Source organism: Mucilaginibacter sp. (assembly GCF_039925265.1).
Lineage (GTDB): Bacteria > Bacteroidota > Bacteroidia > Sphingobacteriales > Sphingobacteriaceae > Mucilaginibacter.
The window spans coordinates 197,593-219,622 of sequence record NZ_JBDSZG010000014.1 but is presented as its reverse complement, the minus strand read 5'-3'; the positions used below and the strand labels follow the sequence as shown (position 1 = coordinate 219,622).

Genomic DNA, 22,030 nt, shown 5'->3' with positions numbered 1-22,030 from the left:
ATGGTTGTTGCTGATGTAATAGTAATAGGCGGAGGCCCCGCAGGTGTCGCGGCAGCTATTACCTGCGTGCAGGGAGGGCTGAGTGTTGTGCTATTAACCGATCAGCCCGAAATGGAGTTGACCGATACCGAAATGCAGCATCCCGAGCCTTTGCAAAGCCTGCATCCCGGTGTGCAAACCTTGTTGAAGCAATTACAGATGGACGGGGCGACGGCCTTTGCATCCAAAGGAATTTATACCGGTATAAAAACAGGTGCCAACGTATCGCCTTTAAGTAAAGTGGAAGGGGAGACCTGGGAGGGCCATCACATCGCACCGGGGCCTTTCTCGGCATATGGTCTTCTGAAAGCAAAAGAACTTGGCGTAGAGGTACGGTTTGTAAGCCGGGCAAACGAAATAGTTTGCAGCGAGGATGCGGTAACAGGTGTTGTACTGGCTGACGGAACAGCGCTTAATTGTGCTTATTTGATAGATGCCAGCGGGCGCAGTCGTTTTGCCGGGCGGCACTTGAAAATTGATGAAGAGTTGCTCAGTCGCCCTTTGCTATCATGGACAGGCATAAGCAAGGATAATCCAGATGAAAATCCCGACCGCGAATTAGCACACTTTGAGCCAAACCCGCATGGCTGGACATGGACCGCCTACAGCAGCAAAGGCTACTACACCTGGACAAAACTCGCCGATAAAAGAAACAGCGATGCTTTCTTAAAAGAATTGTCGGCATCGTCGCAAGCCGCCACTATCAAGGCTGCTAATATGCAGTGGCGCGTTTTTAGGCCGCTGGCCTGCCCCGGGCTGTTGCTCGCCGGGGATGCTGCCGGTATTTTAGATCCCGCAGCAGGGCAGGGGATACTAAGCGGCCTCATGTCGGGCATTATGGCGGGGGAAACGGTGCTCAGCTGTATAACCAATGCACAACTTCCCAACTGGTACCTTTCGCGTTACGATAACTGGTTTATGGAGCATTTTAACCATAAAAAGAATGCTCTAACCAAACGCTACCAGGAGATGGGTATAGATGTGAGCGTGCAGAAATAAATCTGCCTGAAGCCACGGCAACCGTTGCTTGAATGATTGTTTTACGCCGGATTTTTTTACTTTTAATGGCGGATATTTTTTGCTGTTAAATATTTCCGGGACTGAGCATGGGCGTAATATTTAAAAAACTTTCTATGGGTAAATGGTTGTGCTGCTGCTCGGTTTTAAGCCTGTTATTATCATCCGCAAAAATAGCGCTGGCCGAGGGGAGTAAAGAACTCGCTGCCAACGGCGGCAACCGCGCCTACTTGCTTTCCACAACAACAACCAACCCTTCATACCCTTTCCCAACATTAGGCACCATGAAGGTGTACGTAAAGGCCGGAGAAACTATTTATGTAGGCTCAAGTGCGCAGGGGCAGGGATCGGGCACCATGAACATGCGTGCGCCGGATGGTTCGGTCTACACCAGCGGCACATCTGCCACTATTGGTTTTATAGGTAGCCGGGCACAGGAACTTGCGGGGCCGCTGCCCAACACTGGCGGCTACCAAGCCTTTAGCAAAACAGTTATTGCCGGGCAGGAGGGTATTTGGGAGATCGACTTTATTTCGCCTACCGATGGTACCGATTTTGGCGGTAACCCGCCTGCCATAGCGGTGAACGCGCAATGGATCCAGCCCACCAACCGGTATGTGGCCGCGTTTGATGTATCTGTGCGGAATAGTACTAATACCGCATTTTTAACCGGGCGCGTGTTTACCAATGTATTGTCGGGCATACTGGGTACTTTTAATGTCGGCTTTAATGCCATATTAAATATCCTCACCAAGGATGGCTACCGTTATACGTTAGATAATAACGGGCAGGCTGGTAATGGCTTTACGTTTTTTGTGAACAATAAAGGTTTCCGCAACGCAGATGGTACGGCATCCTACAAAAGCGTGGATAACACCAATAACCCTAATGCTTATAGCCCGGTTAACAACGATACCCCTTCCGATGTCACCCACAAAATATTCTTCAATGCCCCCTCAGCAGATCTCCCGGCTACCGCCAATACGCCGGGCGGTGGTACTACCTGGCTCATAAATGTGCCGGTTGTGCCTGCCTTAACCAATATAGGCTTTACCGGTGCCGATGGAATGGACGGAGTAGCCGGAACCGCCCTGCCCGGCGGTAAAATAAAATTTACGGCTACCGGCAACGGAACTTACGCCATTAATATTGATGTAAACCATAATAACATTTTTACCGATGCGATAGACCGGCAGCTTACCGGCACTGTTAACGCAGGAGGCAACCAGGTAAGTTGGGATGGTTTGGACGGAGCGGGTAACCAGGCAAAGCCGAGCGCGGCAAGCTACGCCATTAATATTACGGTATCGCTATTTGCGGCAGAGGTGCACTTTCCGTTTTTTGATGTGGAACGAAACCTCAACGGCATATTACTCACCCGTATCAACGGCAGTAATTCGCCGGATAACACCATTTACTGGGACGACAGCGACATTACCGAAGTGGGGGTGCCATCGAACCCGGTAAAGAACACCACCGGGCTAAGCAGTTTAGTTAATGGCCATAAATGGGGCAAACCCGCTGCCAATATTAACGATGCTGATGATTTTGGGAACGAACGCAGTATTGACACCTGGGCCTATGTGATAAGCCCGGCGCTAAAGGCTACTGTGGATATCAGGGTGCAAAGTCCCGATCCGAGTAACATTAAGGTTCCCAATATTATTACCCCAAACAGCGATGGTAAAAACGATGTGTTTGAAGTGATTGGCATAGCAAGTTACCCCGGGAGCCGCCTGCTGATATTTAACCGCTGGGGTAACCAGGTTTACAAATCGGAAGATTACCATAATAACTGGGATGGCACCGGCCTTGCCGATGGGACCTATTATTACCTGCTGGAACTGAATACAGGTGCGGACAAGCCTACCGTTTACAAAGGATGGATCTATATAAACAGACGATAGATGAAGAGGCTGAAGAAATATATCCTGCTGCTGATAATGAGTGCTGCCCTCCAAAATGGCTATGCGCAGCAAACCGTGCAATTTAGCCAGTATATGTTTAACGGCCTGGTGGTGAACCCCGCTTATGCCGGTTATAAAGAGGACTGGACGCTTAACCTGAGCAGCCGTCTGCAATGGGCGGGGATAGATGGCGCGCCACGCACCAATACTATATCTATAGATGGTGTGCTGAATCCCGATAATAAAAACGTTGCATTTGGCTTTTTAGCTACCAACGACAGGCTGGGGCCGGAGAACAATACCTCGTTTTACGCCAATTATGCTTACCGCCTGCGGCTGGACGATGAGGATACCAAACGCCTAAGTTTCGGCTTTGGCGCGGGGCTGGTACAGTACCGTATAGACGCCTCGAAATTTAACGCGAACGACCCGACAGATGGAAGGATCATCGGCAATGAGAATACGCTGATGGCCGATTTTAGGCTGGGGGTTTACTACACTACGCCGTCGTTTTATGTTGGGGCATCGGTGCTTAACTTGTTTTCTAAGCCGGTATCGGGTGGCAATACGCTGGTCATCAACCCGGTACCGCATGGGTATTTAACAATGGGTACCGTAATCGCGTTGAGCAATACTATCGATATAAAACCTTCGGTGATGCTAAAAGGCGATCTTAAAAGCCCCGCCGGGTTGGACCTTACTACATACCTGCTTTTTGATAAAAAACTCTGGCTGGGAGCTTCGTACAATACAGGCGTTAATATCAAGCGATCCGGGCAGTATAAAGGGCTCGATAAAAGCAACACTGTAACTGGGATAGCGCAGTTTAACATTAGCGACTTTCTGCGGTTTGGATATTCGTACGATTTCAGCACGAGCGCGCTGGGCACTTACCAAAGTGGTACGCACGAGGTATCGTTAAGTCTATCGTTCAGGAGGAAGCAGCCCCGGGTAATAAGCCCACGGTTTTTTTAATAAGCTATATGAAGAAAATACTAATAATAGCCTTATTGTTGACTTGCCGGTTGGTTGCAACCGCACAGGAGCAGCTGAGTAAAAAACAACTGGCGGATAAGCTTTTCGAGCGTTACGAGTATTTTAAAGCACTAAACCTTTACCTGCCGCTTGCTGATAAAAATAACCCCAACGTACAGGTGGTAGAACGAATAGCCGAGTGCTACCGGTTAATAAACGACAGTAAAAATGCCGAAAACTGGTACGCCAGTGCCATTTCTGATGAGAAATCCGCTGATATGGACTGGTATTATTATGCCGAATCGCTGCTCCGCAACAATAAATTAAAGGAAGCGAAAGTGCAGTACCAGGCCTATTACGCCAAAGTAAATAACCCCGAACAGCTGCTTTTTAAACTGGCCACCTGCGATTCTGCCGCCAAATGGATGGCCGCGCCGCGTAAAGATTATACCGTGAGTTTGGATAAAAAGCTCAATAGCATTTATTCGGACTGGAGCACAAACTATTACGGAGAAAATGGGATCGTGTTCACGTCCGACAGAGTAACAGGATACGACGACAGCGGCAAGCAAACCGATAACCGCACCGGGAACGGCTATTTTAAACTATACTACGCTATTAAGGATAGCGTAGTATTGCTCCCGGTAAGTACCGATGCCGGCAAAATATTCAACGGCAATTATCATGCAGGGCCTGCGCTTTTCAACGCTGCTGCTGATACGGCCTGGATTACGGTAACAACCAGCGTTCCGCGCGGCAACCTGCCCGTCGACAAAAAAGAAAAAGGCAGCCACCAGCGCCTGTATACCCGCAGGCTGATGCTGGTGATGGCCACCAAAACTGACGGCGTTTGGGGCAATTTTAAAAACTTCGCATATAATAATATTAAAGAGTACTCGGTAGGGCACGCGGCTTTATCTTATAATGGCGGTATCTTATATTTTACATCTGATATGCCCGGTGGGGAAGGTAAAACAGATATTTGGTACTGCCTCAAACAAGCGGACGGGAACTGGGGTGAGCCTGTTAATTGTGGTAAAACCATCAACACAAAAGATGAAGAAGCATTCCCGGTAACAATGGGCGATGTATTACTATTTGCTTCAAAGGGGCATGCCGGTATGGGTGGTTTTGATATTTTCGCGACAAAGGGTGGGCGTGCTCAATGGTCGGTGCTGTCAAACGGGAAATTCCCTATAAATAGCACAGCCGATGACTTTTATATGCTGACTAAAGACGGGGCAACGGGCTACTTTTCCTCTAACCGTGATGGCGGCACTGGTAACGATGATATTTATAGTTTTAAATACGAAAGCCTTCCTGAGCCGGTGAAACAAATACAGCCGCCCGTTCCTGTAATAGCGGGCCCGCCAAAACAATCCTTTAAGCCTGAGGACTTACATGCAATTATTTATTATGATTTGGATAAGGCAAACATCAGGTCGGACGCGGCATCGGAACTGGACAGGCTTGTTCTCCTGTTAAAGGCCAATCCATTGGTAAAAGTAAAACTGGCATCTTATACCGATGTACGTGCATCCGGAAGTTATAATATCGGGCTGTCCAAGCGCCGCTCGGAAGCAGCGATAGCATATTTGGTTAGCCAGGGTATTTTGCGCAGCAGGTTATCTGCGGGCTGGTTTGGTAAACAAAACCTGGTAAATAATTGCCCGGATCGTGCATCGTGTACCGAAACAGAAGATCAGCTTAACCGGAGGACGGAAGTTGTATACGATGGGTTGTCTAATTAGCGCGTTTTTATTACGAGTACGAAACATCCCCCTGTTCACATTAGTCATACAATTCCCCGCGTCCTCACCTGTATCTCCTGCACTTGGGGAAATTGTACGCACTAACACCTCAACGTATCTTAGATCCTTCTTTTTAAAGTTAATATCACCCTGGTGAATTGCTTGTCGTGGTAGATCTCCAGCAACAAACCCCTGCCATCGCCCGAGCGGAAAATGTGATCGAGTTCTTCCAAACTCATATTTGCCACAGGCTTAAAATTTACCGACAGGATCTCATCATCCTTAGCCAGCCCTAAGTCATCGCTTGCGGAGCCAGGTTCCACGCGGCTTATTACGATACGCTTAAGCTCATCGCCCCCCGCGTAATATTCCAAACCGCTCATGTCGCGTTCAAAGGCTTCCTTCAGGTTGGTTCTCGGTTTAACATAGAGTAAACCGTTACTGTAATCAAATATCAGGATAAACCGCTTCAGCACATCCAAACCCAAATTGCCGTCACGCTCGGCAATAAAGGTGTCATCGCCACGCTTAGCAGGAAAGGACGAGAGGACATTGGTGAAGCTATATTTGCCAATATCCAACTGCCGTACGCGGCTTATTTCGCCGCTTATGGGCCCGGTTAAACCCATGCCCAGGTTAGCGGCAATAGTTTTTTGGGTAGGCCAGGGGTTGGCGTTATTATCATCGAGCGATAGCGGGTGCCCCGCGCCAATGTCAACAATAAGCTTGCATTTGCGTTCGCTGTTGTCGCAAAAACGCACGCAGGTTTTCAAAAATGGCTTGTTGCTCTCTATAGTTATCGGCAGGGCTTCGTACTTTCTTGGGGTCTTCATTTTGCCCGGGCGATAGGCGGTTAGTGTGCTATCATTAAAGTTAATTTTAACAACCAGCCTGTTAAAAAACTCGTAGCCCAATAAACCGTGAATTGGCATCCCTGCATAATTGGATAAGCCAAAATGGTCTTTTTTAAATATAGCAGCACTAACGCCTACGCTGTTTATCCCGGGAATCTCTATGTTTAAGGGTGAAGTGTAAAAAGCATCAAAGTCATCTCCTTCGCCAAGCCCTGCCAGTTTTAGCGTGCGCCGGTCCAGTATGTTCAGGCTATCTACCAGGCTTGGTTCTGTTATCACCATAAAGCCTACGCCTGTATCCAAAATAAAATTATAGGGCCCGTTATTATTAATTTTTAGCCTGATAATAACCATATTCCGTACCACTTTAAAAGGCACGCTAACCTGGTTACGCCCTTCGGTTAGCTGAAAAAATTGCGCATAACCCCGTCCGCTGCAGCCAAAAATAATTAGCATCAGTAGTAAAAAAGGGTAATATAAAATGCGGCCCGGCATATAGCTGGAGGTTTACAACAAGTGGTTATATAAATGTACGCATTACTTGGTTATTAGGTTGCTACTTTGGCTGGGTTTATAATAAACGGCAGGTAAAGCCGCCGCAATAAATGCCCCGCCTACTATGGCAATATCCAGCATTGCACCCGTCCATTGCTGGCCGTTGTGTGCATCGGCCAGGAGCAAGGGCACATGGTACAGCAGGGCAAAGGTTAAAAGCAAAAGGGCAAGTATCAACGCCGGTGCGCCCATATAGCGGTTGGTAATAATGCCAATTGCCGCAATAGCCATAACCACGCCAACAATGTAGTCCCAAACTTCTACAGCAGGGAACCATGCGGGCACCTTTGCGGTAACAAAGCTTGCATGTGTAAAATGCTGTAGTGCCAAAATGATAATGGGCACAGCAAACAAATATTTGCCGGCGGTTTGCAGCTTTAACTCGCCGGTAACCATAAGCGCTGTGCCCATAATTACCACATCCTGCAGCGCACGTGTCCAGCGCTGAGGCTCTTGCGGATGGCTCACCAGGTTTGGAATATGTATCAATACAATAAACATCGCCAGTATAATGCCCAATAGCACACTGGAGAATAATGCATATTTATTAATGATGATACTAATGGATGCCAGTATAAAGGCAACGCCCACAAAATACGCCCAGAACAATTTCAAGGGGATCCATGCGGGTACGAGGGTAGCCACAAATTGGGCGTACATAAAGTGCTGTATACCAAATATGATAAACGCAGCGGCATAAAACCATTTGCCCGTAATTGTTAGCTTATCCATAAAAAATATAAGAGAGATTTGGTTATTTAGCCGGGTACATTTTATAACTTGCATATTGGCTGGCTGATACAAATGTAGCTGCGCCGAAACCATTTTGTACGTGCCGCGGCTGTACAAGTTGGTACAAGTTGATACAAGCCCGAACAAATCAATAGCGATATTAATTTTGCATTAAGGAGATCGCACATGCCTTTTGATGAACTTATAGAAACGCTTAAACAACAGTACGAAACCGAAACCGGCTGGGGCGACAGCCGCGGCTGGACCAACCAGGATTTTATTAACCTGAGCGAGCGCATACACCAGCGCACCGGCGTTACTTTAAGCCATGTTACCCTAAAACGCATTTGGGGCAAGGTGAAATATGATAGCCTGCCCAATACCTACACGCTGGATACTCTTGCCCATTATATTGGTTTTAGCGGCTGGAGGAGTTTTGTTACCGCACACCAAAAAAACGGCGGCACCAACGTCGCCATATTAGAAGATGTAATAGTCACCCCCGAGCCCGGGCAGATCCCCGCGCCTAAACAGGTTGTTTCCTTAAACCCAACCAATAAGCGCATCTGGCAAATGACTGCCGGGATAGCGCTCATCACAGGCATTGTGATCACCTACTTAAGTATTAATAAAAACCCGCCGCCGGTGGTGGATGCCGATTATACCTTTAGCAGTAAAACGGTAGTTACGGAGGGGGTACCCAACTCGGTTATTTTTAACTACAACGCTGCAAAAGCGCCCGGCGATTCGGTTATTATACAGCAATCCTGGGACGTTAAACTGCGCCAGAAGGTTTCCAAACAGGACAAGCAGCACACCTCTATTTATTACTACCCCGATTACTACCTCGCCAAGCTTATTGTAAATAACCGCATTGTAAAACAGCACGATCTGCTCATCAAATCAAACGGATGGGTTACAGCGGTCACCCTTAGCCCGGTGCCGGTGTATTTTGATAGCGTAGATGTAATGAAGGACGGCAAAATGAGCTTGCCTATGCAGCAGATAATGGCGCATAATATTAAAACAGAGCCTGTTGCGCCATACGTGCTTTTTAGTAACGTGAAAGATTTTGGCGAGATCTACAGCGACGATTTTGTTTTTGAAACCCTCCTGAAAAACGATTACAGCGGAGGCGCCAACGCCTGCCAGCAAACCCATATCTACATTTTATGCAAGGGAACGGCGGTAGGCATCCCGCTTTGCGCAAAGGGCTGTGTATCAAACGTCGATTTTATTTTTACTAACTATTTTAAATCGGGTAAGAAGCAGGATTTATCCATGTTTGGGGCCGATTTTAGCAAATTTGTGAAGGTTAGGGTAGAATCGCATAACCGGGTGGCTAAAATTTATATGGATGACAAGTTGGTTTACACCGTAAACAGCGGCATTATCCGCTCCAAAATTATTGGTATCGATTTTAGTTTTCAGGGCACCGGCTCGGTAGATTATGTGAAGCTTTCCAACGGAAAAGTGAACTACGAGGACAATTTTTAGATAAAAAATCGTTCAAAAACTATATAGAAAACATTCTTTTTTTGCTTTTTTTGACCAAAACGCGTCTTTTGACTCCTTTTTTCACACCAATTTTGCCGATTCTTTTTTTGCCCGTTAGCGGGTTGGGCAGGGGCAAGATCTCAGTCTCAATTTGAAACGCTAAATTTTTATCAACCCATTTTTCAACGCCGATATTACCAGGGCTGTGCGCGATTTGGTCTCAAACTTTTGGAACAGCGATTCGCGGTAATTATCAATGGTGTGGGGGCTCAGGTTCATCTGGTCGGCAATTTGTTTGTAGGTGAGGTCGGAGCAACAAAGTTCCAGGAAACGGAGTTCGTTGGAGTTTAGGTCCGAGAAGTCGTTTTTAACGGTTTGCTTGTTTTGGATGTTGCGCAGCAACTTGCCAGATACCAGTTCGTTAATATAAAACGCGTGTTCGTTGATGCCGGCAATGGCGTTCACCAAATCGGCTACTTTCGATTGTTTAAGCATGTACCCACCCGCGCCGCTTTTAAGCATCTCAATAATGGGTTTATCCTCTTCAAACATACTCAGGGCCAGTACATTTATTTCGGGGTGGTTTTGTTTAAGCCATTTGGTGGTTTCGTAGCCATCCATTATTGGCATGGTAATATCCATCAGTATAACGCCTGGCAGGGCTTGCTTGCCTATCTTTTGGATCATATCTGCGCCGTTACTGGCATCGAACAATACATTTATGCGGCCGCTTTCGGTGAGGAGGCCAACCAGGCCCTGGCGAAAGAGGGTGTGGTCGTCAACTATGGCAATATCTATTTTGTCGGGGGAGGACATGGTAATTGTATTAATAAGGTACTGTAATGGTTATAACAGAACCGGCACCACGCGTAGAATCTATTGAAGCGGTTCCATTTATAATGGCAGCGCGTTTTTTAATATTATACAGGCCCATACCGGTTTTTCGTTTCAGGGTCGCGTCTACATCAAAACCAACGCCGTTATCGCGGATGGTTAACTTTAACGAACTCTCAACCTGCTCCAAAGTAACAAATATTTCTGTTGCCTTTGAGTGCTGAATAATATTATTTATAATTTCCTGGAAAAGACGGAACATGATGGTCTCTTTACCTGCATCTTCCGTAAAAGATTCAAACTTTGGTTTTTTAAAGTTGATGGTAAAACGGTCGCTGCGTTTCATCCAGTCCAGCTCAAATTCAATAGCCGAGAACAGACCCCTGCTTAGTAATTCCTCGCTGTGCAGCATCCGCGAGAGGGCTTTCACCTCTTTGGTGGAGCGGGCGGTAAGATCTTCCACCAGAGCAATTTTCTCGGCGGTTTTTACTTTATCATCCAGGTTAATAGAACTGAGGGTAATGGTGGTGAGGCTTAGCAGCTGGCCAATATTATCGTGCAGATCATACGCGATGGTTTTAAGCGTTTGCTCCTGTACCTCCATTTGGGTACGCAGCAGTTCGGTTTCCAGTGTTTTTACCATAGCTAATTTTTCTTCTTCGTGTTTTTTCTTTTTGCGATTATACAGCAGTACGTACCGTATCAGGAAGATAGGGGCGATGAGGAAAACGATGGAAGTTAGTCCAATTAACGAAACGATTTCCTTTGGCGATATCGGCATACGGATGAAAATGACCAGAATGAGTACAATATAATATTTAGTACATTAAAAATAATATACCTGATGGAACTATTGTAGGTAGATACCTCGTTTTGCTTAAGGTAATCAAAAAAGATATTGCAGGCGGTACTACCAAAGTAAAAGAACAGCGCGCCGCTTACCCACCAAAATTCGGCCGACTGCAACAAGGGTTCGTACCGTTCGTCGGTAAGTTTTAGGTAGTAGAACCACATGCAGGCCAATACAAATACAATAGACATTATGGATGCTGTTACGGCTACAAAATCGGCAAACTGCACGTAAAACAACTCGCTAATGTACATTACCGTAAATAAAGCCAGCCAGCCAAAAAGCCATTTCATGCTGTAGCCGTATGGCTTAAAAAGCGTGTAGAAAAAATAACTGGTAAAAAAGCACTCTACCACCACAAAAGTGTTATATACCGGCAGGTTGGGCGATAAAAACACCTTGCGAATAACAAGGCCCGTTGTTTCGGCAGCAAAGGTGAGCAGCAGGTAAACAATTAGCAACCTCCAGGCCGCGCTTTTATCCCGGTAAAGGAATATAAGCGCAACCAGGAAGCAGATAAGTTCGGCTACCGTGTTCAGGGTAAATAATTTGCTCAACGGAACAGATCCCATTTTTTATTATGGGATAAGCGTTGCACCAATTGCAGGGCAGTTACTTGGCGGCGGGCACATTTCACCACGATTTTCCGGACCGGCACCTACCATAATGATACCCCCTTTAACGCCTGGTTTAGTATAGCTATCCCAATGCAGGCCTTTTTGGCCAAGGGTATCTTTATTAACGGTTGATACCATAATGAGTGTGTTATAACCTGCGTACTTTGGGTCGGGACTGTTGCCGGTAGGTACGCCCAGTTTTGGGTCATAAGCGGCAAAGTAAAAGCGTACGCCGTCGCCTTTCTCTCCTCTCATGCTTTCCAGCATGGCCTCTAATTTTGCTTTGCTAAACCAAATGGCACGTGAATTTGGCAACGGTACATGTTTACCATCTGCCTGGATAGAATCTACGGTGCCGGCTCTATAGTTAGCCACATAGCGTTTGGCTGTGTCTAAGCTCAGCAGGTCGGTAGGGTCTACAGCGGTTAGTTTATCCGCAGTTTCGGCCGGCTCGGCGGTTTTGGTTTGGCAAGATGCAAGGCCGAAACCTGCGAAAGCCAATAACATGAGGGTGTGTTTGATTGTCATAACGTTTTAATTTTAAGGTTATCGAAAGTGGGTATTTACACGCGCAATCACAAAAAGTATCCAGCCTTTTTTCACCCTTAAATTACCCCCTTAAAAAAGCTGTTTACACCCTGTACCGGTTTTAAACTTCCATATACATTTGGATCGTAATAAATAATTAATGTTAAGGGAACCAGCGACCATATATAGCCGGGAACAAAGTACCGGCTATATTCTGGTCGGTTCATAGTAATAATTGATAACTGGTATACCTAAATAAATTAATTGGTTGTTAAAAAATATTCCTGAAAGGGATAAGTTATATATGTAAAAACCGTATACAAAATGTATGCAATACACAAATAAAGCACTGTTTATTAGTAGTTTAAATAATTAACAACGAGCTTTTAATATTTAATATTTCTTTTACTAACAATTAAATATAATATATTTACCCAACAATTATAAACCTTAACAATAACCCTAAATAATTACAACCATGGAACCTATTTTAGCTGAAGTTAAAATTTTTGCCGGCCTGTTTGCACCACAAGGCTGGTTTTTTTGCGATGGCGCCTTATTATCTATTGCTCAATACTCCGCACTGTTTTCCCTAATTGGTACCACCTATGGCGGCGACGGCGTGCAAACCTTTGCATTGCCAGATCTTAGGGGCCGCGCGCCTATCCATGCAGGTAATGGGCAAGGAAGAGGTGTATCGCAATACTTCCCGGGGCAAATAGGCGGTGTGGAAAACGTTACATTGTCGGTACAACAAATGCCTGCGCACAGCCACCAGGTGCTTACCATTGCATCGGCAGCTGACCAAATTTCTCCTGAGAATAATTTCCTTGCGATAGGTGTAGGCGAAACCAGCGGTAATGCAGAATCTAATTACCAGGATTTTGTGGACACAACACTGCCACAAACTTATTTAAATCAAAAAACTATTACGGCTACCGGTAACAGCCAGCCGCTTAACGTAGTTACGCCATATTTAGGTATCAACTTTATCATTGCCTGGCAAGGTGTTTATCCGTCAAGACCATAACTCAAACACAAACTAATCACTATAAACCCTAAAACCTAATTAATTTATAACTATGAACGATCAGTTAATGGCATCCATCACTCTTTTTGCGGGTACGTTTGCGCCAAGAGGTTGGTTTTTTTGCGATGGAACCTTATTGTCCATACGACAGTACGAGACGTTGTACTCATTGCTTGGCACCACCTATGGAGGCGATGGCCAAAATACCTTTGCGCTACCGGATCTGAGGGGCCGCGCACCGGTACAACCGGGACAGGGCAGGGGCTCGTCCCAAAAGTATGACCTGGGGCAGATGGCCGGTTCTGAAAGCGTAACTATAACGCAGCAGCAAATGCCATCACACACACATGCGATGCATGGGCTAACTACCGCGGCCAACCAGTCGGACCCGCTTAACAATTTTATCTCGGTACCTATTGATGGTAGCAGTGGTAACCCTCTTTCTACCTACAACGATGGTACCGATCCTGTATTTGCGCTTGCGGCATTAAATCCAAAAAGTGTTTCTTATACTGGTGGTAACCAGCCGGTATCAACTATCGCACCGATATTGGCCATAAACTATATTATTTGCTGGGACGGAATATACCCAAGCAGGCCATAATTAAATATTAGCAGCAGCGCCTTCTTCAAATAATGGGGCGCTGCTTTTCACTTAGCATTAGTTGCGAGGCTCCTAAGCCCTTGCAATTTAGCCATTATGCACCCGGCCGAACGGCCGATACTATTAACTCGCAAATAACAAGTTTTATACCGCCCGTATTAATAAACGGTGACAGGCAAAACTTTATAGATATGATACCTGCACCACGGCCCGGCTTGCAGTTTTTAAGGTTGAAACGGGCAAATATTATATTAAAATACAGCGGCGTTGCCGTAAAAAACGGACTATTTAAGTGAACATTATGAAAACAAATTTACTCTTATTAAAAAGCAGCTTACTAAGAACCTCCGGCGTTTTTAAGGCTGCCTTTTTGCTATTAGTATTATTGCTGATTGGCACAGCTACCCGTGCCCAGGTTGTTTACAGCATGGGCGAACCGGGTAACACCAGCGCCGCTATCGCGGGCGATTTGATCAAAAAAATGAACTACGACGGCACCAACGTAAGTACCGTTATTACAGGTGCCAACGCCGGGCTGATACAACCGTTCGCCGTTGCGTTGGATGGTAATAACAACCGCATCTTCGTATCCGAGGGTAACTTAAGCGGTAATGTTATCAAAGTTATTACCGGTAGCTCGGTGACAAGTACCATTACCAGCGCCAATTCTGCTTATATAAAGGATATAAATTACGATGTGGTTGGTAACTGGCTGTATTATATTACCGAAGGCGGCGATATTACGCAAGTTACTGCAAATGATGCCCTTTACCGGGTACACCCGGACGGTACCGGTTTGCAAACCCTGGCTACATCGATAACAAAAAACCCCTACAGGCTTGAAGTGGATGCGGCTAATAATAAAGTGTACGTAGTTGATGTATCTTTTAGCGGCAGAAGCATAAAAACCGTGGACCTGGCCAATAGCAACGCCGTTACTTCGCGCGCCTTTGCCACATCATTGAACTCGGTTTATGATGTCGCCTTAGATAAGGTTACCGGGTATTTGTACTATTGTGCCGAAGGGGGGAGTGCTGCTACACTTTCGGCCACCGACCAGGTAAGAAGACAAAATATCGACGGTACCAACGATGTTCAAATAGCTGCGTCAGTTTGTAATTCGCCTTTTCGCTTAGGCCTTGATGCGGGCAATAACCGCCTCTACGTTGGCGATGCTTACTATGGCACGGGAAAAATCGTTGCCATAAACCTCACAAATAACACGTTCAGTACGACACTCAATTTCACAACCGGCCAAAATACGCCACAGATATATGATTTTGGAGTACCTGACCGGCCAACGGTAACCACAGCGGCTGCAAGTTCCGTTGTGGCAACATCGGCAACCTTAGGTGGTACATTAGTATATGGTTATGGGCTTAGTACAGAACGTGGCGTTGTATATAGCTCTACTAATTCAACCCCAACCGTAAGCGATACTAAAGCAGCAAACGCTACCGTAACTACAAATGGCGCATATTCGGCAAGCGTTACCGGCTTAAGCGCGTCTACCACTTATTATGCACGGGCTTACGCTATAAACGGCGCAGGTACAACTTATGGCTCGGTGGTTAGCTTTTCAACACCATCAAATGATGCTAATTTATCTGCGTTTAATATAAGCAGTGGTACATTAAACCCAACATTTGCCGCAGGCACTATTACTTATACGGCAAGCGTTACCAATGCAACAAGCACCATTACGGTAACACCAACCATTAATCAGGCCAATGCCACTGTAAAAGTTAACGGCACTGCGGTCGCATCCGGTTCGGCATCGGGCAATATCAGTTTAGGTATCGGCGCTAATACCGTTACCACCATAGTAACCGCGCAAGATGGTACAACAACTAAAACCTATACGCTTACGGTAAACAGGCCAAAAGCAGCGCAAACCATCACCTTTGCGTCAACAAATTCAAAAACTTATGGCGATGCAGATTTTGCACCGGGCGGCAGCGCAAGCAGCAGCTTAACCGTAAGCTACGCCAGTAGCAACACCGCGGTAGCTACCATAGTAAGCGGGCAAATCCACATTGTAGGGGCGGGCACTGCCAATATCACCGCTTCACAAGCAGGCAATGCCAGCTATTTAGCTGCTACAGATGTGGTACAGGTATTAACGGTAAATAAAGCATCACAAACAATAACCTTTGGCGCTTTACCCGCAAAAACCTACGGCAACGCTGATTTTGCACCTGGCGCAACTGTAGGAAACGGGTTGACCGTTACTTATGCGAGCGATAACACTGCTGTTGCCACCATTGTAAGCAACCAGGTACACATAGTAGGGCAGGGTACTGCCAATATCACGGCTTCGCAGACGGGCAATACCAACTACAACGCCGCTGCAAACGTGGTACAAAGCCTTACGGTAAATAAAGCAAACCTTACCATAACGGCCGCTGCCAAAACTAAAGTTTACGGCGACAGCGACCCTGCGTTTACTTACACCGCAACAGGTGTGGTAGGTTCTGATGCGCCTACAGGTGCATTAAGCCGGGTGTTGCCAAACGAAAATAAGTTTATTGGCACTTATACTATTGATCAGAGCACCCTTAGTTATGGTAGCAATTATAATGTTACCTATGTAGGCGCAAACCTTACAATAAACAAAAGGCCCGTCACTGTTTTACCCGTAGGCAAAACCAAAGTGTATGGCGAGGCTGATCCGTTCTTAAATCAGTTTCAGATCATAGCAGGATCATTGGCCCCCGGGGATGCAACAGGTGACCAATTTGGGCGTGCTCCCGGCGAAAACGTGGGCACTTATCTGATGACCTTGGGTACCAAGAAATTCTATAGCAACGGCAGCTCCGGCTTGATAGAGATTACCTCTAATTACGACGTAACCGTTCAAACGGCTTATGTAACCATAACAGCAAAACCTGTAACCGTTACAGCCAGTGCCCAAACCAAAACCTACGGCGATGCCGACCCTGCATTAACTTATAATACAAGCACAGGTTTGGCGTTTAGCGATACATTCACGGGCTCTTTAACCCGTGCGCCGGGCGAGAGCTTTGGCACCTACGCTATCAATCAAGGTACGCTTGCCTTAACCAGCAACTATGCTTTAACTTATGCAGGCGCTAACTTAACAATCGGTAAGAAGACCATAAACGTTACTGCCGCTGCCAAAAATAAAACTTACGGCGATACCGATCCTGCCTTAACCTATACGGCAGATGCATTGGTAAGCGGCGATAGCTTTACGGGTGCAATTTCCAGGGCAGCGGGCGAAACCTACGGCACTTACGCTATCAGCCAGAATACACTTGCTTTAAACAGCAATTACACGCTAAGTTTTACCGGTGCAAATTTCACTATCGATAAAAAGGCGATCAATGTTACAGCCGTTGCAAACAGCAAAACCTTTGGCGACACCGACCCGGCCTTAACTTACACTGCAGACGCCTTAGTATCGGGTGACACCTACAGCGGCAACGTTGAACGTTCCACAGGCGAAACCGCTGGCGATTATGCCATAGGGCAGGGCACACTTGCGGTAAGCAATGCAGGCAGCTATACGCTTAACTACTCTCCTGCAAACTTTACCATTAACAAACGTACTATTGATATTAATACCTTAAGCCAGGATGTGCAATTTGGTAACCCAGACCCAGGTATTGGTTACTCCTACACCGGCACATTAGCCAGCGGGGATGTACTATCGGGTTCACCAGACCGCACCTCAGGCACGGCTGTTGGCTCGTATGCAACAACGTTAGGTACGTTAGCGATAACCAATGGTGCAAGTTACGACCTTATTTTCCATAGCGCCCCTTACAATATTATACAGCGGGAAGTTGTGGTATCGGGCGGTTCTACCATAAAAATATATGGCGATGCCGACCCTGCAATCAACTACAGCATTGTATCGGGCTCATTACTTGGCGGTACCACCATTACCGGTGCTTTAGCACGTGATGCCGGCGAAACAGCGGGCCCCTATAACGTAACCCAAGGTACTTTAGCCATAAACGACAGCAACTATAAGCTAACGTTCCAGGGTGGTTATTTTGAGGTTGACCGTGCGCCGTTAACCTTTACTATCGATAATAAAACAAAAGTTGCTACCAAACCAAACCCGGCGCTTACTTATAGCGTAAGCGGGTTTAAAAATGGCGATACTGAGGCGACCGCGTTTACATCGGCCATTCAACTAACAACAGATGCAACCATCAATTCGGGTGCAGGTGATTACAATATATACCCCATTGGTAGTGTAACCGCCATTAATTATAATATCACCCAGGTAGGCGGTACCATGACCGTAACGCCTGCTTCAAGCATCAATACACTGGCAAGCGCGACGCTAAACGGCGGCGGCTTTAACGAGCCTTTTGACCCGGCAACTGATTTTTACACGGTAAGTACGCCAAACGGGGTTACTTCGGCAACATTGATAGCAACAGTAACCGATCCGCTTTCAACTATGGCAATAGGAGCTTACCCTGCAGTTGCTGTTCCAATTGCATCGGGCACGCCTTATACCATAAACTTTACTAACAATAACACCGAGCAGGTTGGCGTACACGTAACCGCAGAAGACGGGTCCATAAAATCTTATTACTTCAATGTATCGCCAATACCTTCCGATTCTAAATTATCAAACCTGGTTACCAGCGTGGGCATCATAAGCCCGTCGTTCAATCCAGACATCAGGACTTACAACCTTGATGTTAGCGCCGAAACAGATTCGGTAACCATCACCCCAACCACACACGATCCGCTGGCAACAGCCCGCGTAAGTGGTGGTGAAGGCGGCAGCACCGGGCCAAAGAAAGTTGCCCTGTTTGAAGGTACCAACGTTAAAAGCATATCTGCTAAATCTGAAGATGGTACCAGCACCACGTTATACAGCCTGGTGATCAAACGTCCGATCAGGTTAAAAACACTTACGCTTAGCGCCGGCAACTTAAGCCCTGCTTTCGATCCGAATGTTACCAGCTACGTAGCAAAGGTAGATCTGAATATTCCGGCTATTACGGTAACGCCTATGGGCAACAAAACCTATTACCAAATGCTGGTAAATGGTGATTACGTAAACTATGGCGATGCATCTGCACCTATAACTATAGCGGAAGATGGTTCCACCACTATTGCCGTAAAAATTACAGCAGGCGACGGCGAAACTTCTAAAACGTATACCATTAATGTACAGCATGCGTCAACTGATGCCACGCTTGCTGGCATAGCGTTAAGCACCGGCAGTTTAAACCCTGCGTTTAACGGTGCCGATACAACTTATAATGTTTACCTGCCAAATGCAACCACATCTGTGTCGTTTACTCCGGCGGCAACGGAAACGAATGCAACGGTAAAAGTAAATAACGCGCCGCTTGCAGCAGGTGCATCCGTTACTAACAGCAGCTTAACGGTAGGTGTTCACAATTACTATATTGAAGTAACAGCTGCGGACGGAGTAACCAACAGGACTTATACCTTATCCGTCACCCGTGCACCATCAAGTGAAGCAGGCCTGTCGAATATTTTAGTGAGTGGAGGTACCCTTTCCCCGGTATTTGACCAGATGGCGGGTAATTCTTACGATGTAGCTGTACCCAATGAAGTATCATCTATAGATGTCACACCGATACTTATAGATACCACGGGTAGTATGTCGGCCAGGCTTAATGGCCATAACATCACACTAACCGGAGGTGTAATTACCGCTCCGCTTAACGTTGGCACCAACTCCGTTATCATCACCAGTGTAGCGCAGGATGGTGCCACGATGGCCGTTAACAGCGTACAAGTTACACGCGCTGCGGATGCGACCCTCAGCAGCCTTACACTGAGTGCAGGCACCTTAAGCCCGGGTTTCAATAAAAACACCTTTAATTATACCGCGACCGTAGCCAATGCTATAAGCACAATTACACTCACCCCAACAGCGGGTGATGCACTGGCCACCGTAAAGGTGAATGGTACCATCAGCACCAGCGGGGTAGCATCAGCCCCGGTTACGTTGGCTACCGGCGCCAATATCATCCCTGTGGAGATAACAGGAACAGACGGCTCTGTAAAAACCTATACGGTAACGGTGAGCAAAACCGGCTCGAGCAATGCCTACCTGAGCAAGATAACGCTCACACCTTATGCAGGCCTAACCCAGGTAAGCGGCCCCGCAAACCTCAACTACGTTGCATCGGTTGCGCCCTCCACCAGTTCCGTAAAGCTTAACCTTATTGTGCAGGAAGCGGGGGCTGTGATTCGCCTGAACGGAGATATCATAGCAAATGGTGTAGATTCGGCACCGGTTACGCTGAGCAACCCCTCTACGGTAGTCGATATCCAAATAACGGCAGAAGATGGAGTAACAGTAAAAAATTACAAAGTAACAGTTAACAAAACTGGCTCGGGGAATGCTTTTTTGAGCAAGGTAGCCCTGGTGCCTTATGCCGCTATAACTCAGGTAAGCGGTACGGCCGACCTGAACTATGTTGCCGGGGTTTCGTCTTCCGCAAGTTCTATAAAACTTAATCTTACCGCGCAGGATGCCGGGGCAGTGATCCGCCTGAACGGAGATATCATAGCAAGTGGTGTAGATTCGGCACCGGTTACACTGACAGGCCCCGCTACAATCATCAATATCAGGGTAACTGCAGAAGACGGAGTAACGGTAAAAACGTATAAGATAACAGTTAACAAAACAGTTTCGGGTAATGCTTACCTGAGCAAGGTAGCCGTTGTGCCTTATGCGACGTTAACACAGATAAGCGGCCCGGCCGACCTGAATTATAGTGTATCGGTTGCATCCGCTGCGGGTTCGGTAAAACTTAACCTTACCGCACAGGATGCCGGGGCGGTGATCCGCCTGAACGGTGCGATAGTGGCCAGCGGGGTAGATTCTGCACCGGTTACACTAAGCGGCCCCATTACAACCGTCAACATACAGGTAACAGCAGAAGATGGTGTAACGGTAAAAACCTACACGGTAACGGTGAACAAAACTGGTTCCAGCAACGCTTACTTGAGCAAGATAGCTATTTTGCCTTATGCGGCGCTCACCCAGATAAGTGGTACAGCAGATTTTAATTACAGTGTATCGGTTGCATCCGCTGTGGGTTCAGTAAAGCTTAACCTCACTGTACAGGATGTTGCGGCGGTGATCCGCCTGAACGGAGATATTGTAACCAGTGGTGTAGATTCAGCACCGGTTACACTTAGCGGCCCCTCTACAGTGGTCAATATCCAGGTAACAGCAGAAGACGGAATAACGGTAAAAACTTACAAGGTAACAGTTAACAAAACAGGCTCGGGGAACGCTTATTTAAGCAAGGTAGCTTTAGTGCCTTATGCAGCCCTGACCCGGGTAAGCGGCCCCGCTGACCTTAACTATACCGCTGCGGTTTCATCTTCGGCAAGTTCTGTAAAGCTTAACCTTACCGCACAGGATGCCGGGTCGGTGATTCGCTTGAACGGTAATGTAGTAGCCAGCGGTGCAGACTCTGCACCGGTTACGCTTACCGGCCCTGCTACAACCATCAATATACAGGTAACGGCAGAAGATGGGGTGGCGGTAAAAACTTATAAGATAACCGTAAACAAAACAGGCAGCAGCAATGCATACTTAAGCAAAATAATATTTACACCGTTGGCGCCGCTAACTCAGGTAAGCGGCCCGGCCGATCTTAACTACACGGCATCGGTATCATCCTCTACAAACAGTGTAAAACTTACCCTGATAACACAGGATGCCGGTGCGGTGATCCGCCAGGGGGACACGGTAGTAGCCAGTGGCACTACTTCCTCTCCTATTATCCTGAGTGGCCCGGCTACTGTGTTCAACATCCGGGTAACAGCAGAAGATGGTGTAACGGTAAAAACCTACGAGGTAACCCTGAATAAGGCCACACCGCCGGTAATAGCTGCAGTAGGGAAGAACAAAGACCAGTTAAGTGTACTGCAAAAACCAGAGCCATCAATAGACCCGCAGGCCATAGACCTGGTGGTTAAACAGGCGGTATCTCCAAACGGAGACGGTATTAACGACAGGTTGACCATACAGGGCATCAATGCTTACCCGGAAAACACAGTCCGCATCATGAACCGAAACGGCGACGTGGTTTACGAAGCTAAAGGCTACGATAATGAAAGCAAGGCCTTTGACGGGCACAGCAGCAAGGGTACCCTGCAGCAGGCCGGCACCTACTTCTACTCGGTAGAGTACAAGAAGGGAACCGAAACCAAACGCAAGACGGGGTATATCGTTGTTAAATACTAATAAAAAA

At 46.9% G+C, this 22,030-nt stretch carries 14 protein-coding genes; 8 read left to right on the top strand and 6 right to left on the bottom strand.

Annotated features, from left to right (window positions below):
* The 4 genes from ABIX36_RS07235 to ABIX36_RS07220 all read left to right on the top strand — a co-directional run bounded on the left by ABIX36_RS07235 (nt 1) and on the right by ABIX36_RS07220 (nt 5,689).
* Nucleotides 1-1,038, top strand: a complete 1,038-nt coding sequence (locus ABIX36_RS07235) for an FAD-dependent oxidoreductase (protein ID WP_348081493.1) — start codon at nt 1-3, stop codon at nt 1,036-1,038.
* A gap of 134 nt (nt 1,039-1,172) precedes the next feature.
* Entirely contained in the window at nt 1,173-2,963 is a 1,791-nt protein-coding gene (locus tag ABIX36_RS07230; protein ID WP_348081492.1) for a gliding motility-associated C-terminal domain-containing protein, read from the top strand.
* Nucleotides 2,964-3,938 carry a type IX secretion system membrane protein PorP/SprF gene (locus ABIX36_RS07225; RefSeq protein WP_348081491.1) on the top strand — a complete coding sequence of 325 codons (975 nt, stop codon included), beginning with the start codon at nt 2,964-2,966 and terminating at the stop codon, nt 3,936-3,938. It abuts the gene before it with no gap.
* 8 nt (nt 3,939-3,946) lie between these two features.
* Entirely contained in the window at nt 3,947-5,689 is a 1,743-nt protein-coding gene (locus tag ABIX36_RS07220; protein WP_348081490.1) for an OmpA family protein, read from the top strand.
* 119 nt (nt 5,690-5,808) lie between these two features.
* Here the strand turns inward: ABIX36_RS07220 and ABIX36_RS07215 are convergent, their stop codons facing one another.
* Nucleotides 5,809-6,999, bottom strand: a complete 1,191-nt coding sequence (locus tag ABIX36_RS07215; RefSeq protein ID WP_348081489.1) for an aspartyl protease family protein — start codon at nt 6,997-6,999, stop codon at nt 5,809-5,811.
* 81 nt (nt 7,000-7,080) lie between these two features.
* Nucleotides 7,081-7,830, bottom strand: coding sequence for a hypothetical protein (locus ABIX36_RS07210; RefSeq protein ID WP_348081488.1), 750 nt, complete (start codon nt 7,828-7,830; stop codon nt 7,081-7,083).
* A gap of 186 nt (nt 7,831-8,016) precedes the next feature.
* On the opposite strand from ABIX36_RS07210, the gene ABIX36_RS07205 reads away from it, so the two are divergent.
* A complete protein-coding gene (locus ABIX36_RS07205; RefSeq protein ID WP_348081487.1) occupies nt 8,017-9,327 on the top strand; it encodes a hypothetical protein in 1,311 nt (436 codons plus the stop codon).
* Between the two features lie 159 nt (nt 9,328-9,486).
* Here ABIX36_RS07205 and ABIX36_RS07200 read toward each other — a convergent pair whose 3' ends face one another.
* From ABIX36_RS07200 to ABIX36_RS07185, 4 genes are read right to left on the bottom strand one after another with little or no spacing between them, the layout of a single operon-like run.
* Nucleotides 9,487-10,143, bottom strand: coding sequence for a response regulator transcription factor (locus ABIX36_RS07200; RefSeq protein WP_348081486.1), 657 nt, complete (start codon nt 10,141-10,143; stop codon nt 9,487-9,489).
* A gap of 10 nt (nt 10,144-10,153) precedes the next feature.
* A complete protein-coding gene (locus ABIX36_RS07195; protein ID WP_348081485.1) occupies nt 10,154-10,942 on the bottom strand; it encodes an ATP-binding protein in 789 nt (262 codons plus the stop codon).
* Complete coding sequence (locus tag ABIX36_RS07190; protein ID WP_348081484.1) at nt 10,909-11,568, bottom strand: hypothetical protein; 660 nt, start codon at nt 11,566-11,568, stop codon at nt 10,909-10,911. The genes ABIX36_RS07195 and ABIX36_RS07190 overlap by 34 nt, the downstream gene beginning before the upstream one ends.
* Before the next feature lie 21 nt (nt 11,569-11,589).
* Complete coding sequence (locus ABIX36_RS07185; RefSeq protein WP_348081483.1) at nt 11,590-12,156, bottom strand: hypothetical protein; 567 nt, start codon at nt 12,154-12,156, stop codon at nt 11,590-11,592.
* A 478-nt stretch (nt 12,157-12,634) separates the two neighbouring features.
* Between ABIX36_RS07185 and ABIX36_RS07180 the strand changes: the two genes are divergently transcribed.
* The 3 genes from ABIX36_RS07180 to ABIX36_RS07170 all read left to right on the top strand — a co-directional run bounded on the left by ABIX36_RS07180 (nt 12,635) and on the right by ABIX36_RS07170 (nt 22,023).
* The gene (locus tag ABIX36_RS07180) at nt 12,635-13,186 is read left to right on the top strand and encodes a tail fiber protein (protein ID WP_348081482.1); all 552 of its coding nucleotides are present in this window, start codon (nt 12,635-12,637) and stop codon (nt 13,184-13,186) included.
* 52 nt (nt 13,187-13,238) lie between these two features.
* Nucleotides 13,239-13,790: a tail fiber protein gene (locus ABIX36_RS07175; protein ID WP_348081481.1), complete on the top strand. Its 552-nt coding sequence runs from the start codon at nt 13,239-13,241 to the stop codon at nt 13,788-13,790.
* Nucleotides 13,791-14,091: 301 nt separating this feature from the next.
* Nucleotides 14,092-22,023, top strand: coding sequence for a cadherin-like beta sandwich domain-containing protein (locus ABIX36_RS07170; protein WP_348081480.1), 7,932 nt, complete (start codon nt 14,092-14,094; stop codon nt 22,021-22,023).
* Nucleotides 22,024-22,030 lie beyond the last annotated feature (7 nt).

Coding starts and splice junctions, on each gene's coding strand:
- ABIX36_RS07235 (WP_348081493.1), top strand. CDS start 1: ATGGTTGTTGCTGATGTAATAGTAATAGGCGGAGGCCCCGCAGGTGTC.
- ABIX36_RS07230 (WP_348081492.1), top strand. CDS start 1,173: ATGGGTAAATGGTTGTGCTGCTGCTCGGTTTTAAGCCTGTTATTATCA.
- ABIX36_RS07225 (WP_348081491.1), top strand. CDS start 2,964: ATGAAGAGGCTGAAGAAATATATCCTGCTGCTGATAATGAGTGCTGCC.
- ABIX36_RS07220 (WP_348081490.1), top strand. CDS start 3,947: ATGAAGAAAATACTAATAATAGCCTTATTGTTGACTTGCCGGTTGGTT.
- ABIX36_RS07215 (WP_348081489.1), bottom strand. CDS start 6,999: ATGCTAATTATTTTTGGCTGCAGCGGACGGGGTTATGCGCAATTTTTT.
- ABIX36_RS07210 (WP_348081488.1), bottom strand. CDS start 7,830: ATGGATAAGCTAACAATTACGGGCAAATGGTTTTATGCCGCTGCGTTT.
- ABIX36_RS07205 (WP_348081487.1), top strand. CDS start 8,017: ATGCCTTTTGATGAACTTATAGAAACGCTTAAACAACAGTACGAAACC.
- ABIX36_RS07200 (WP_348081486.1), bottom strand. CDS start 10,143: ATGTCCTCCCCCGACAAAATAGATATTGCCATAGTTGACGACCACACC.
- ABIX36_RS07195 (WP_348081485.1), bottom strand. CDS start 10,942: ATGCCGATATCGCCAAAGGAAATCGTTTCGTTAATTGGACTAACTTCC.
- ABIX36_RS07185 (WP_348081483.1), bottom strand. CDS start 12,156: ATGACAATCAAACACACCCTCATGTTATTGGCTTTCGCAGGTTTCGGC.
- ABIX36_RS07180 (WP_348081482.1), top strand. CDS start 12,635: ATGGAACCTATTTTAGCTGAAGTTAAAATTTTTGCCGGCCTGTTTGCA.
- ABIX36_RS07175 (WP_348081481.1), top strand. CDS start 13,239: ATGAACGATCAGTTAATGGCATCCATCACTCTTTTTGCGGGTACGTTT.
- ABIX36_RS07170 (WP_348081480.1), top strand. CDS start 14,092: ATGAAAACAAATTTACTCTTATTAAAAAGCAGCTTACTAAGAACCTCC.